Origin of the sequence: Collinsella aerofaciens ATCC 25986, from assembly GCF_964239575.1 — a bacterium.
Classification (GTDB): domain Bacteria; phylum Actinomycetota; class Coriobacteriia; order Coriobacteriales; family Coriobacteriaceae; genus Collinsella; species Collinsella aerofaciens_BQ.
This window is the reverse complement of the sequence record NZ_CAXSQQ010000003.1, coordinates 69435-82617: the sequence shown is the minus strand read 5'-3', so window position 1 is coordinate 82617 and position 13183 is coordinate 69435. Positions and strand designations below refer to the sequence as shown.

General features: G+C 61.3%; 11 protein-coding genes. 8 read left to right on the top strand and 3 right to left on the bottom strand.

The annotated features are described in order from the left end of the window. Nucleotides 1-7: 7 nt before the first annotated feature. On the top strand, nt 8-1072 hold the full coding sequence (gene ispG, locus ACESUZ_RS03100; RefSeq protein ID WP_373198388.1) for a flavodoxin-dependent (E)-4-hydroxy-3-methylbut-2-enyl-diphosphate synthase: 1065 nt from the start codon (nt 8-10) through the stop codon (nt 1070-1072). Then, nucleotides 1073-2794 carry a proline--tRNA ligase gene (locus ACESUZ_RS03095; protein ID WP_373198387.1) on the top strand — a complete coding sequence of 574 codons (1722 nt, stop codon included), beginning with the start codon at nt 1073-1075 and terminating at the stop codon, nt 2792-2794. Nucleotides 2795-2972: 178 nt separating this feature from the next. Here the strand turns inward: ACESUZ_RS03095 and ACESUZ_RS03090 are convergent, their stop codons facing one another. The 3 genes from ACESUZ_RS03090 to rpmB all read right to left on the bottom strand — a co-directional run bounded on the left by ACESUZ_RS03090 (nt 2973) and on the right by rpmB (nt 7180). Beyond that, nucleotides 2973-3737 carry an aminoglycoside phosphotransferase family protein gene (locus ACESUZ_RS03090; protein WP_006236119.1) on the bottom strand — a complete coding sequence of 255 codons (765 nt, stop codon included), beginning with the start codon at nt 3735-3737 and terminating at the stop codon, nt 2973-2975. 88 nt (nt 3738-3825) lie between these two features. Continuing rightward, the gene (adhE, locus tag ACESUZ_RS03085; protein ID WP_373198385.1) at nt 3826-6474 is read right to left on the bottom strand and encodes a bifunctional acetaldehyde-CoA/alcohol dehydrogenase; all 2649 of its coding nucleotides are present in this window, start codon (nt 6472-6474) and stop codon (nt 3826-3828) included. A 517-nt stretch (nt 6475-6991) separates the two neighbouring features. Then, nucleotides 6992-7180: a 50S ribosomal protein L28 gene (gene rpmB, locus ACESUZ_RS03080; protein ID WP_022094725.1), complete on the bottom strand. Its 189-nt coding sequence runs from the start codon at nt 7178-7180 to the stop codon at nt 6992-6994. Between the two features lie 451 nt (nt 7181-7631). On the opposite strand from rpmB, the gene pyrR reads away from it, so the two are divergent. The 6 genes from pyrR to pyrF all read left to right on the top strand — a co-directional run bounded on the left by pyrR (nt 7632) and on the right by pyrF (nt 12955). Further along, the gene (pyrR, locus tag ACESUZ_RS03075) at nt 7632-8216 is read left to right on the top strand and encodes a bifunctional pyr operon transcriptional regulator/uracil phosphoribosyltransferase PyrR (protein ID WP_117800135.1); all 585 of its coding nucleotides are present in this window, start codon (nt 7632-7634) and stop codon (nt 8214-8216) included. Between the two features lie 4 nt (nt 8217-8220). After that, nucleotides 8221-9165 (top strand): aspartate carbamoyltransferase catalytic subunit, encoded by a 945-nt coding sequence (locus tag ACESUZ_RS03070; RefSeq protein ID WP_373198383.1) that lies wholly within the window; start codon nt 8221-8223, stop codon nt 9163-9165. After that, a complete protein-coding gene (locus ACESUZ_RS03065) occupies nt 9149-10438 on the top strand; it encodes a dihydroorotase (protein WP_373198381.1) in 1290 nt (429 codons plus the stop codon). Before ACESUZ_RS03070 ends, ACESUZ_RS03065 begins: the two co-directional genes overlap by 17 nt. Nucleotides 10439-10554: 116 nt before the next feature. After that, nucleotides 10555-11322, top strand: a complete 768-nt coding sequence (locus ACESUZ_RS03060) for a dihydroorotate dehydrogenase electron transfer subunit (RefSeq protein WP_373198476.1) — start codon at nt 10555-10557, stop codon at nt 11320-11322. A 14-nt stretch (nt 11323-11336) separates the two neighbouring features. Continuing rightward, nucleotides 11337-12245 carry a dihydroorotate dehydrogenase gene (locus ACESUZ_RS03055; protein ID WP_006236128.1) on the top strand — a complete coding sequence of 303 codons (909 nt, stop codon included), beginning with the start codon at nt 11337-11339 and terminating at the stop codon, nt 12243-12245. Then, a complete protein-coding gene (gene pyrF / locus ACESUZ_RS03050) occupies nt 12239-12955 on the top strand; it encodes an orotidine-5'-phosphate decarboxylase (protein WP_148346226.1) in 717 nt (238 codons plus the stop codon). Before ACESUZ_RS03055 ends, pyrF begins: the two co-directional genes overlap by 7 nt. The last annotated feature ends 228 nt before the right edge of the window (nt 12956-13183 follow it).

The following is a 13183-nucleotide window of genomic DNA, read 5'->3' as shown; positions in this document are numbered from 1 at the left end:
CCATCCTTTGCCTCGCGAGTTGACGCGCCCCGTGCATGTGGGCGGCGTGCAGATCGGTGGTGGCGCTCCGGTCGTGGTTCAGTCCATGACCTGCACCGATACCGCTGATGCCCAGGCAACGCTTGCGCAAGTGTGCGCGTTGGTGCAGGCTGGCTGCGATATCGTGCGCGTGAGCGTGCCCACCGAGGCCGCGCTTGAGGGTTTCCGCACCATCTGTGCTGAGTCTCCGGTGCCGATCGTCGCCGATATTCACTTTAACCACAAGCTGGCCATTGGCGCTGTGGAGGCCGGTGCTGCCAAGCTCCGCATCAATCCCGGCAACATTGGCGATTGGGCCAAGGTCGATGCCGTGATCGATGCCGCGGGCGCCGCTGGGTGCGCGATTCGTATCGGCGTCAATGCCGGTTCGCTTGAGCAGGATATCGCCGAGCGCGACGACCTTACGCAGCCCGAAAAGCTCGTGATGTCGAGCGAGCGCTTCGTCAAGCACTTTGAGGACCGCGGCTTTACGAACATTGTGCTTTCGGCCAAGGCCCATAGCGTGCAAACGACGCTCGATACCTATCGAGCCCTGTCGCGTGAGATTCCCCACGTTCCGCTTCACCTGGGCGTAACCGAGGCGGGTACCAAGCTTCAGGGCACCATTAAGAGCTCGGTGGGCCTTGGTATTCTGCTGTCTGAGGGTATCGGTGACACCATGCGCGTCTCTCTCACGGCCGATCCGGTTGAGGAGCCGCCGGTCGCCTGGGGAATTTTGCAGTCGCTGGGCCTGCGTCGCCGTGGTCCCGAGATTGTCTCGTGCCCCACGTGCGCCCGCTGCCAGGTTAACCTCATTCCCATCGCCGAGGAGGTCACCGAGCGGCTTAAGAACTACTCCGCGCCGCTTTCGATCGCCGTTATGGGATGCGCGGTCAATGGCCCCGGCGAGGCCTCTGACGCCGACTTGGGCGTTGCCTGCGGACGAGGTCAGGGCCTGCTCTTTTCGCATGGCCAGATCATTGGTAAAGTAGCTGAGGATCAAATTGTCGACGCGCTGATGGCCGAGGTCGACAAACTTATTGAGGAGAAGTAAATGACTCGAGCAATGTATATGTCTAAGCTCTATGCGCCGACGCTTAAAGAGGATCCGGCGGACGCTGAGCTCGCCAGCCACCGCCTGCTGCTCCGTGCCGGCATGATCCGCAAGGAGGCCGCCGGTCTGTATTCTTATCTGCCGCTCGCATGGCGCTCGATCCGCAAGATCGAGAACATCGTGCGCGACGAGATGGACGCCGCCGGCGCCCAGGAGCTCATGATGCCCATCATGGTCGATGTCGAGCTGTGGCGTGAGTCCGGTCGTATCGATGCCTATGGCAAGGAGCTCGTGCGCTTTGACGATCGTCATGGTCGCGAGTTCGTCCTGGGCCCCACGCACGAGGAGACCGTCACGGCCCTGGTGCGCAACGAGCTGCGCTCCTACAAACAGCTGCCCGTTAACCTGTACCACATCCAGGATAAGTTCCGCGACGAGTTCCGTCCCCGCTTTGGCCTGATGCGCGGCCGCGAGTTCATCATGAAGGACGCCTATAGCTTCTCCGCCACGCAGGAGAGCCTGCAGGAGGAGTACGACAAGATGAAGCAGGCCTATGCCAACATTTGCGAGCGCTGCTACATCAAGGCTCTGCCCGTTGTCGCCGACTCCGGCGAGATCGGCGGCGACACTTCCGTCGAGTACATGGCTCTGGCCGACGCCGGCGAGGCTTCGCTGGTCTACTGCGACGATTGCGGCTTTGCTGCCGATGACGAGGCTGCAAGCACCAAGGTCGTTGTGACCGAGGGCCCCGGCGATGGTACGCTTACCAAGGTTGAGACTCCGGGTATGGGCACCATCGAGGCCGTTGCAAAGTTCTTCGGCTTCCCCGAGAACGGTACGCGAAAGTCGCTGGCACTCATCGACGCTGAGGGCAAGCCGGTCGTGGCCATTGTCCCGGGCGACCACGAGCTCAATGACTGCAAGGCCGAGCATGTCTTTGGCAAGGGCTATCGCATGATGACCGACGAGGAGCTTCAGACGAACGGCCTGCACAAGGGCTTTATCGGACCGGTCAACCTGCCCGAGGGCATCCGTCTGGTGTGCGACGAGAGCCTGCGCGAGTCCAAGCAGTGGGCCTGCGGTGCCAACGAGGTCGATTATCACTTTACCGGGGCCTGTCCCGAACGCGACTTTACCGTCGACGAGTGGGCCGACCTAGTCACCGTCGTTGCCGGCGATCCCTGCCCGCACTGCGGCAAGCCGCTCTCTGCTGCTCGCGGCATCGAGGTCTCCCAGGTCTTCCAGCTGGGCACCAAGTATTCCGAGGCCATGGGTGCCACCTTTATGGACGAGGACGGCAAAGAGAAGCCGCTCATCATGGGTTGCTACGGCGTGGGCGTGTCCCGCTCGCTTGCTGCCGTCGTGGAGCAGCACAACGACGAGCACGGCATCGTCTGGCCGGTCTCCGTTGCCCCGTACGAGGTCGCGGTGATTCCGCTCGATTCCAAGAAGGAGGAGTGCGCTACCGTCTGCGAGCAGATCGTTGATGGCCTGTGTGCCGAGGGCATCGAGGTCGTCGTCGACGACCGCGACGAGCGTCCCGGCTTTAAGTTTGCCGATAACGACCTTATGGGTTTCCCGTATCAGGTCGTTCTGGGTAAGCGTGGCCTCAAGAATGGTACTGTGGAGCTCAAGGACCGTGCTACGGGCGAGCGCGAGGACGTGGCGATCGACGAGGTCGTTGCCAAGGTTGCCGAGCTTGTTAAGGCAGCCCGCCGTTAATCGACGATTTCGCTTGTAGTTCGATATGTGGGACGGCCCCGCATTTCTCCAATCGGGGAGATGCGGGGCCGTCCTATTATCTTGTAGCATCCTCGATATCTAAAAGGAAAACCCCACAGCCCATGCGAGCTGCGGGGTTTTCCATTGTGCCTCCGATGCGAAATAAATCGCTCAGATATTACTGATAATCGACGACGTCGATCCAGTTCTTCAGGAACTCATCGTTCACGTTGCGCTTACGAGCGAGCTCGGAAGCGGCGACGATGCTCGTCCACTGACGCACGACCTGCATGGGCATGTCGGCACGGTCGCAGTAGAGCTCCAGGTAGGCCTCAGCCTGATCCTTGCTGTTGAGGGCAAAGAGCAGGTAGGTGGTGGCAACGTCGGCAGCAGGGGAGCCCTGGGTGGCGTGTGCCCAGTCGCACACATAGAGCTGGCCATCGTCGCCGACGATGACGTTGGAGGGGTTGAAGTCGCCGTGGCAGACCTTGAACTCCTTGGTCATGCCGTCCAGACGCTCCTGAAGGTTGTAGCGCGTGGTGGCATTGAGCTGATCAAGGCTGTCGATCATGCGGGCGAACTTGTCGCGCTGACGGTTGAGCAGCGGGGAGGTGTAGCCGTGGATCTCGATCTGGAGGTCGACGAACATCTCGAGGTACTCACCAAAGCGCTGGGGCTCGGCAGTCATCTTCTCGGCAAGGGTGGTGCCCGGAACCTTCTCGGTCACGAGCGCCCAGCCGTTGGCGTTCTCGAGCTGGGAAACCTCGAGAGCCTTGGGGCTGCGGATGCCGCACTCATTGATGCGGGCAAGATTCAAAGCCTCGTTGAACACGTCGGAGACAGGCTTGGTCTCGTTAAAGACCTTGACGATCTTGTCGCCCAGGTCGTAAACGACCTTGTTGCCACGGCGGACGAGCTCGGTCTTGGAATCGGGTAGCAGCATGGTTGCATCCTTTCAACGATGCGATAGAAGCGACGGCGGGGGTGTGTGAAACACCCGTGCACCCCCGCCGTTAAAAACCGTGCTAAAACTAGCAGACGGCGTAATCCTGGGGCTCGCGGCCGTAGTAGGCGTCCAGGTAGAGCTCCTTGATCTCGCTCATGAGCGGGTAGCGCGGGTTGGCGCCGGTGCACTGGTCGTTGAATGCCTGCTCGGTCATCTCGTCGAGGGTGTCGAGGAAGTACTGCTCGTCAACACCGTAGTCGGCGATGGTCTTCTTGACGCCGATAAAGTCCTTGAGCTCCTCGAGCTTCGTGATGAAGTTCTCGAAGACCTCCTTGTCGTCCTTGCCCTCGATACCGCAGTACTTGGCCATCTCGGCGTAGTTGTGCAGCGCGTTGGGGTAAGGATACTGGGAGAACGTGCCCATCTTGACGGGGGCCTCAGCAGCGTTGTAGCGCATGACGCGGGTCAGGATGACGGCGTTGGCGAGGCCGTGGGGCAGGTGATGGAAGGCGCCGAGCTTGTGGGCCATGGAGTGGTTGAGGCCCAGGAAGGCGTTGGCGAAGGCCATACCGGCCATGCAAGAGGCGTTGTGCATCTCCTCGCGGGCGTGCGGGTCCTTGGCGCCGTTCGTGAAGCTGGAGGGCAGGTTCTCAAAGACGAGCTTGGCAGCGCGCTCGGAGAGGCCCTTGGTGTAGTCGGAAGCCATGATGGAGACGTAGGACTCGATGGCGTGGGTCATGACGTCGATGCCGGAGGCAGCGGTCAGGCCGCGCGGGGCGGTCATGCAGTTGTCGGCGTCGACGATAGCCATGTTGGGGAGCAGCGCGTAGTCGGCGAGCGGCCACTTGATGCCGGTCTCCTTGTCGGTGATGATGGCGAACGGCGTGCACTCGGAGCCGGTACCCGAGGAGGTCGGGACGGCGACGAAGTAGGCCTTCTTGCCCATCTCGGGGAAGGTGAAGATACGCTTGCGGATGTCCATGAAGTCCATGGCCATGTCCTCAAACTTGCACTCGGGGTGCTCGTACATCATCCACATGATCTTGCCGGCGTCCATAGCGGAGCCACCGCCGACGGCGATGATGACGTCCGGCTCAAAGAGAGCCATCTGCTTGGCGCCGCGACGTGCGCACTGCAGCGACGGATCGGGCTCGACGTCGTAGAAGCAGTCGTGGGCGATGCCCATCTCGTCGAGCTTGGCCTCGATGGCGCGGGTGTTGCCATTCTTGAAGAGGAACTGGTCGGTGACGATGAAGGCACGCTTCTTGCCCATGACGTTGCCCAGCTCGTCGAGGGCGACGGGCGTGGAACCCTTCTTGAAGTAGACCTTCTCGGGAGCGCGGAACCACAGCATGTTCTCACGGCGCTCGGCCACAGTCTTAACGTTGATCAAGTGCTTCACCCCAACGTTCTCGGAGACGGAGTTGCCGCCCCAGGAGCCGCAGCCCAGGGTCAGAGACGGCTTCATGCCAAAGTTGTACAGGTCACCGATGCCGCCGTGCGAGGACGGGGTGTTGATGACGATACGGCAGGCCTTCATGACGTGCTCGAACAGGCTGATCTTCTCGGCCTGAGCGGGGTGCACGTACAGAGAGGCGGTGTGGCCCGGGCCACCGGCGAGCACCAGGTGCTCGGCCTTGTCGACGGCCTCCTGGAAGTCCTTGGCGTGGTACATGGCCAGGACCGGGGAGAGCTTCTCGTGGGAGAACTCCTCCTTGGCGGGGTCGGTGGAGGTGACCTCGGCGATCAGGATCTTGGTCTTGGCGGGAACCTCGATGCCGGCGAGCTCGGCGATCTTGGCAGCGGCCATGCCGGGGATGCGGTGATCGAGAGCGCCGTTCTTGAACATGGCGGCACGCAGGGCCTCCATCTCGGCACCCTGCTTGACGAAGTAGCAGCCGCGCTTCCGGAACTCGGCCTTAACCTGGTCATAGATGCTGTCGATGACGGTCACGGACTGCTCGGAAGCGCAGATCATGCCGTTGTCGAAGGTCTTGGAGTGGATGATGGAGTTGACGGCGAGCAGCACGTCGGCGGTGTCGTCGATGACGACCGGGGTGTTACCGGCGCCAACGCCCAGGGCGGGCTTGCCCGAGGAGTAAGCGGCCTTGACCATGCCCGGGCCACCGGTGGCGAGGATGATGTCGACGTCGCGCATGACCATGTTGGTCAGCTCGATGGAGGGGACATCGACCCAGCCGATGATGCCCTCGGGGGCGCCGGCCTTGACGGCGGCGTCAAGCACGAGCTTGGCGGCGGCGATGGTGCACTTGGCGGCAGCCGGGTGCGGGGAGATGATGATGGCGTTGCGGGTCTTCAGGCAGATCAGCGTCTTGAAGATCGCGGTGGAGGTGGGGTTGGTCGTCGGGATGACGGCGCCCACGATGCCGATGGGCTCGGCGATCTTGGTGATGCCGTAAGCCTCGTCGCGCTCCAGGACACCACAGGTCTTGGTGTTCTTGTAAGCGTTGTAGATGTACTCTGCGGCGTAGTGGTTCTTGATGACCTTGTCCTCAAGAACGCCGCGGCCGGTCTCCTCGATGGCCATTTTCGCCAACGGGATACGAGCCTTGTTGGCGGCCATGGCGGCCTCATAGAAGATCTTGTCGACCTGCTCCTGCGTGTACGTAGCAAAAAGCGCCTGGGCCTCTCGCATCTGAGCGAGCTTGGCCTCAAGCGCCTCTACGTTGTCCACAATTGCGGGAGTAGTGTTTTCCGGTGACTTTTTCACCATTTGTGTCTCCTTGCGATCGGAGATTTACCCTACAAGATGCATGATAGCAAGAAATAATTCGGTGAACGGTAAGATTCCTGTAAAAGGCACACTAAAACGCTTCAACAAACTGAAGCGTTTTAACTAAAATTATCTGCCTGCTGCATCGCCCCGCTCATTGGGGAGAGACTTACATGAGTATTTCAATGGGAAAACGGGGAGAACGGGGCACCTGTTTGATAATCGCTATTCGCGGGTCGCGGTTGAGTCGGACACGCAGGTGGTGCAGCTGCTCGACTATATTCATCTCAATCCCGTGAAAGGTGTGCTCAACTCGCTCGAGGCGTACCGCTGGTCAATCTACAAGGCATATCAGCTGAGCTATGATTCCTTTGACATCTGCAAACACTCATGTAAGTTTGTCCCCAATGAGTGCAAAAAAGGCGCCCTCCGTAGTGGAGGACGCCTTTGGTAAGTTCTATGTGAACGCGAGGTCTTTTACCCGGAGAGTCCGAGGTACTTGTTGGTAAGACCTTATTTAGGAGCGCGCAACCTTGCCGGACTTGAGGCAGGTGGAGCAAACGTTCATCTTGCGACGGTGACCATCGACGACGACGTAGACGCGCTGGATGTTGGGGCGGAACTTACGGTTGGTGACGCGGTGAGAGTGGCTGATGGAGCGACCGGCAACGGGGTGCTTACCGCAAACTTCGCAAACTTTGGACATAACTGACCCTCCTTGGGCGACAAACGAACATGTCGCGTTAACAAACAAGCCTGAACTATAGCACAGAAGTCATTCCCTGTGCGCAATCTACACAGAGATATTTCTCTTTTGGCGATAGTGCCCACGCCACGGCCCTGGACGTAGATCCGATTTGCGTGCAGCAGGGGGGATTATGCCAGCTCGCAACAAGGTTTTCAAGCTCGTCCCACAAATATATATAGGTTTATTGAGCGTAGGGCTCCGTTTACGGATTGCTCTGTATTTATGCTCGCAATTAAGCTCAAGGTTGGCTACACTATCCCTTGACCATTAAAGGGGTACGAGATACCCACATGGAATTACATAGCTGCCAAAGAGCAGCCCTTCCTGTGGGTGTCTGGTCCGCTTTGAGCGGTCGGGCATCTATTTTTTTGACTGTGTCAGCAGTCAAGACATGTGAGGAAGGAGATCGATGGGCACGACTTCCCCCAAGGCGGTCATCATGGACGAGACCGCCGTCAATCGAGCGATGACCCGCATCGCGCACGAGATTCTCGAGCGCAACGAGGGCTGTGAAGACCTCGCTCTGGTCGGCATCGTCACGCGCGGCGACCTTCTGGCAAAGAAGCTCGCCGAGGAGATCAAGGAGATCGAGGGCGTCGACGTTCCGCTCGGCAGCCTGGACATCAGCTTCTACCGCGATGACTATGCGACCAATTTCGCTCCCGCGATCCACGCTACCAACATTCCCTTCAGCGTCGACGGCAAGCGCGTCGTGTTGGTGGACGACATCCTGTATACGGGCCGTACCATCCGCGCCGCTCTCGACGCCGTCATGGACCTGGGCCGTCCGAGCCGTGTTGAGCTGGCAGTTCTCGTTGACCGTGGCCACCGTGAGCTCCCCATCTCGCCGGACTTTGTCGGCAAGAACGTTCCCTCGTCGCATGAGGAGAACGTGCACCTATATATGAAGGAAGTCGACGGCCACACCGCCGTCGAGATTAACGACGTCGCGCCGGGTTCCCACGTGGGCTCCGCGCCGCTGGGAGGTGAGTAGTACCGTGGCGTTCAACCATAAGCACCTGATCGACATTACCGAGTACTCCGAAGAGGACATCAAGCTCATCCTCGAGACCGCCAAGGCGTTCTCCGAGGTCAACGAGCGTGCGATCAAGAAGGTCCCCACGCTCAAGGGCAAGACCATCGTCAACATGTTCAACGAGCCTTCGACGCGCACCCGCAGCTCCTTCGAGCTTGCCGAGAAGCGTCTTTCGGCCGACAGCCTCAACTTTGGCGGCTCCTCGACCTCTACGGTCAAAGGCGAGAGCCTTGTCGACACCGTCGAGACCCTCAACGCCTACAAGATTGATTGCATCGTCGTGCGCGATAAGCACGCCGGTGCTCCCTACATCGTCACGCAGAACTCGCCCGCGAGCGTCATCTGCGCCGGTGACGGCAAGCACAACCATCCCACGCAGGCCCTGCTCGACCTGTATACCATCTGGGAGCACAAGGGTGACTTCCACGGTCTGAAGGTCGCCGTCGTCGGCGATATCGCCCACTCCCGCGTCTGCGGCTCGCTGATCCCTGCTCTTAAGATCATGGGCTGCGAGACCTACGCCGTCGCCCCCGGCACGCTGCTGCCGCCGGCGACCGAGGTTCTGGGTTGCGACCACGTGACGAGCGACCTCGATTCCGTCCTGCCCGAGCTGGACGTCGTCTACATGCTGCGCGTGCAGCAGGAGCGCCTCGAGGGCGCTCCGTTCCCCACGATTCGCGAGTACCACAAGCTCTTCGGCCTGACCAAGGACCGCGAGAAGCTCATGAAGCCCGATGCGATCATCTGCCACCCGGGCCCCATCAACCGCGGCGTCGAGTTCGACTCCTATATGGCCGACCACCCGCAACGCTCCGTCATCCTGGAGCAGGTCTACGCCGGTATCTGCGTGCGTATGGCTATCCTGTATCTGCTGCTTGGAGGTGCCGATAATGGCCTTGCTTCTTAAGAATGCCCACGTCGTCGACCCGTCCGTCGAGCTTGACGGTGTCGTTGACGTCCTGATTGACGGCGACAAGATCGCCGAGGTCGGCGAGAATCTCGCCGTCGAGGGAGCCGAGGTCCGCGACCTTTCCGGCAAGTACCTCGTCCCCGGTCTGGTGGATATGCACGTTCACCTTCGCGAGCCCGGCTACGAGGTCAAAGAGGACATCGAGAGCGGCACCCGCGCAGCTGCCAAGGGCGGCTTTACCGGCGTGTGCTCCATGCCCAACACCGATCCCGTCACCGATAACGGCACCGTCGTGGAGTTCGTCAAGTCCCGCGCTGCCGAGGTCGGTCACTGCCGCGTCTATCCGTCGGGCGCCATGACCCGCGGTCTTAAGGGCGAGGCTATGTCCGAGATGGGCGATATGGTCGCCCACGGCGCCGTCGCCTTCACCGACGACGGTCGCGGCGTGCAGGGCGCGGGCATGCTCCGTCGTTGCATGGACTACGGCAAGATGTTCGGCAAGGTCTTTATGAGCCACTGCCAGGACGAGGACCTGGTCGGCCATGGCCAGATCAACGAGGGCAAGGTCTCTACCCGTTTGGCTCTCGAGGGCTGGCCAGCTGCCGGCGAGGAGCTCCAGATCGCCCGCGACATCGAGATCGCCAAGCTGACCGGTGCCAAGCTGCACATTCAGCACATCTCCACCGCCCATGGCCTGGAGATCGTGCGTGCCGGTAAGGCCGCTGGCGTTCAGGTTACCTGCGAGGCCACCCCGCACCACATGTTCCTGACCGAGAACGACCTGGACGAGACCTACAACACCTCGCTCAAGGTCAATCCGCCGCTGCGTACCGAGGAAGATGCCGAGGCCATCCGTCAGGGCGTCATCGACGGCACCGTCGACGCTATCGTCACCGATCACGCTCCCCACACCCCGTGGGAGAAGGCCCGCGAGTTCGAGCTTGCGCCCTTTGGCATGATCGGCCTCGAGACCTCGCTGTCGCTCGTACTCACCGAGCTGGTCAACACGGGCAAGATGAGCATGGGCCGTATGGTCGAGCTCATGGCCATCAAGCCGCGTGAGATCCTGGGCCTCGACCAGGTTCAGGTCAAGGCGGGCTCCGTTGCCGACCTGACCGTGTTCGACCCCTCTGCCACCTGGACGGTCGGCGAGGACGGTTACGAGTCGCGCGCCGAGAACTCCGGTTTTGCCGGCCGCACGCTTACCGGTCGTGCTACCGATGTGTTTGTCGGCGGTAAGCAGACGCTCGCCGACGGCTGCATCTGCTAGCATAGCCTTATCGCTTTTGTGCGCGGTGCCCTTGCGGTGCCGCGCTTTCTGTTCGTTTTGACCATGCAACCGCATGGGGGATTGGAGCGTCTATGCCCACACCTTCCACTGCACGCATGCACGACTTCGAGGTCGTCTCGAACCAGGAGATCGCCGATGGCATCTTCTCGCTCGTCATCTCGGCCCCCAAGCTTGCAAGTGCGCTCAAGCCCGGCCAGTTTGTGAACATTGCCGTGCCCGGCGATGCGTCCTCGCTGCTTCGCGTGCCCTTGAGCTTCTATCGCGCTGACGCCGAGGCCGGTACCGTCGAGCTGTGGTACGCCGTCGTGGGTGACGACACCCGTCGTCTGTCGCAGATGGGCCCTGACTCCACCTCTAACCTGCTGGGCCCCGGTGGCCGTGGCTGGATGGTACCCGAGGGCACCAGGAAGGCCCTGCTCGTCGCCGGTGGCATCGGCGTTCCGCCTGTGCTGTGTCTTGCCGGTATGCTTGCCGAGCAGGGCGTGGATGTTGACGTGTGCCTGGGCTTTGGCACCGCTTCCAAGGCCGTGGGTGTCGATGAGTTCCGCGCGCTGGGCGCCACGGTCAACGTTTGCACCGACGACGGCTCGCTCGGCACGCACGGTTTTTGCACCGATCCTGCCGCCGTGCTGCTCGGCGAGGGCGGCTACGACTACGTCGCCAGCTGCGGCCCCGCTGTCATGATGAAGAAAGTCGCCGCCGCTGCCGCCGAGGCCGGTGCGTACTGCGAGGTGTCGCTTGAGCGCATGATGAGCTGTGGCTTTGGCGCCTGCAACACCTGCAATGTCGAGACGGTCGACGGTATGAAGGGCGCTTGCATGTGCGGCCCCGTGTTCGATGCTTCCAAGGTGGTGGTCTTCTAGTGGGTACCGTGAACATGGCCGTCGATTTCGGCGGCGTCAAGATGCAAAACCCCATCAACACCGCAGCCGGTACCTTTGGCTACGGCTGGCAGTTCCAGAACTTCTTTGATGTTTCCCAACTGGGCGCCATCACCACCAAGGGTTGCGCAGCCGAGCCCTGGCCCGGTAACCCCGCGCCCCGCATGGCCGAGATCCCCGGCGGTATGATCAACTCCGTGGGCCTTCAGAACCCCGGCGTGGCCGCCTTTGCTCGCGAGTCCGGTCCGTGGCTCGAGCAGCTCTCCAAGGACGGCTGCCAGGTCATCTGTCAGGTTGCCGGCCACTCCGTTGACGAGTTTGTCCGCGCACTCGAGATGTATGTCGAGCTGTGCCCCTGGGCTGCCGGCTACGAGATCAACGTGAGCTGCCCCAATATCGCCGCCGGCGGTGCCGCCATGGGCTCCACGCCCGAGGGCGCCTCTTCCGTTATGGCTGCCTGCCGCAAGGTGACCGATAAGCCGCTGTTCGTGAAGATGGCGCCGGTCAACGTCGCCGAGATCGCCAAGGCCCTCGAGGCTGCCGGCGCCGACGGCCTTTCGGTCATCAACTCCATTCAGGGCATGGCCATCGACGTCCATACCCGCAAGTCCCGCGTGGCCAAGCCCAAGGGCGGCCTTTCGGGCCCGCTGTGCCACCACATCGCCGTGCGCATGGTCTGGGAGGTTGCCCAGGCCGTCGATATCCCCATCAACGGTGTCGGCGGTGTCATGACCGGTGAGGATGCGGCTGAGTTTATCCTGGCCGGTGCCACCTGCGTGTCGGTCGGCATGGCCAACTTCGTCGATCCGTGCGCTTCGCTCAAGATCGCGCATGAGCTCGAGGCCTGGGCCGAGTCCCAGGGCGTAAAGGACATCAACGAGCTGGTAGGTGCTTTCGAATGCTAGAGACCGATGCCCGCGACCGCGTAATCGTCGCCCTCGACTGCGATCGTGAACGTTCGCTCGAGCTCGCCCACGAGCTTTCGGGCCATGCCGCCTGGCTCAAGGTTGGCATGACGCTCTATTACGCTGAGGGCCCCGAGATCGTCAAGACCTTTAAGGACCTGGGCTTTAAGGTCTTCCTTGACCTTAAGTTCCATGATATTCCGCATCAGGTTCGCGGTGCCGCCCGTTCGGCCTCGCTTGCCGGTGCCGACCTGCTCTCGGTTCACGGCTTGGGTTCGGGCGCCATGCTCGCTGCCTGCCGCGAGGGTGCCGAGGAGGCGCGCGAGGACCGCGCCAAGCTCGTCGCCATCACCGTGCTCACGAGCATGAATCAGGATGCCTTGAGCGAGATCGGCGTCGAGTCGCCCGTGGCCGAGGAGGCCGCCCGCCTGGCAAAGCTCGCTCAGGCAAACGGCATCGATGGCATCGTGTGCTCGCCGATGGAGGCTCACGACATGCGTGAGCTGCTGGGCCCTGATGCCCTGATCGTGACTCCGGGTGTGCGTCCGGTGGGTGCCGCCTTAGGTGACCAGTCCCGCGTGGCGACGCCTTCCCAGGCTATCGAGCGTGGCGCAAGCCACATTGTGGTGGGCCGTCCCATCACCGGTGCCGACGATCCGGTTGCCGCCTTTGACGCCATCGTCGCTGAGCTGGTCGAAAACGTCGCGTAAAAGATTCCCCTAAGTCACCACTTTTGGGTTTCATTAGCACAAAATAGCCCCTGTGCCTGCGTAAACTTTCCCATCCTTTGTGTGGAATCGCAGGTCAGGGGCTTAACTTTGGGCGCAGTATATTGCACTTTTTGCGGGTATCGTCTAACCTATGGAGCCGCGATTGGGCATTTTGTACGTTCTACGTGCTAAAATGCCAATTATTGAATCAGATATAACCCAACTACT

Bases quoted from the DNA above. Each gene is read 5' to 3' on its own strand.
- ACESUZ_RS03095 (WP_373198387.1), top strand. From the start codon at position 1,073: ATGACTCGAGCAATGTATATGTCTAAGCTCTATGCGCCGACGCTTAAA.
- ACESUZ_RS03090 (WP_006236119.1), bottom strand. From the start codon at position 3,737: ATGCTGCTACCCGATTCCAAGACCGAGCTCGTCCGCCGTGGCAACAAG.
- adhE (WP_373198385.1), bottom strand. From the start codon at position 6,474: ATGGTGAAAAAGTCACCGGAAAACACTACTCCCGCAATTGTGGACAAC.
- rpmB (WP_022094725.1), bottom strand. From the start codon at position 7,180: ATGTCCAAAGTTTGCGAAGTTTGCGGTAAGCACCCCGTTGCCGGTCGC.
- pyrR (WP_117800135.1), top strand. From the start codon at position 7,632: ATGGGCACGACTTCCCCCAAGGCGGTCATCATGGACGAGACCGCCGTC.
- ACESUZ_RS03065 (WP_373198381.1), top strand. From the start codon at position 9,149: ATGGCCTTGCTTCTTAAGAATGCCCACGTCGTCGACCCGTCCGTCGAG.
- ACESUZ_RS03060 (WP_373198476.1), top strand. From the start codon at position 10,555: ATGCACGACTTCGAGGTCGTCTCGAACCAGGAGATCGCCGATGGCATC.
- ACESUZ_RS03055 (WP_006236128.1), top strand. From the start codon at position 11,337: ATGGCCGTCGATTTCGGCGGCGTCAAGATGCAAAACCCCATCAACACC.
- pyrF (WP_148346226.1), top strand. From the start codon at position 12,239: ATGCTAGAGACCGATGCCCGCGACCGCGTAATCGTCGCCCTCGACTGC.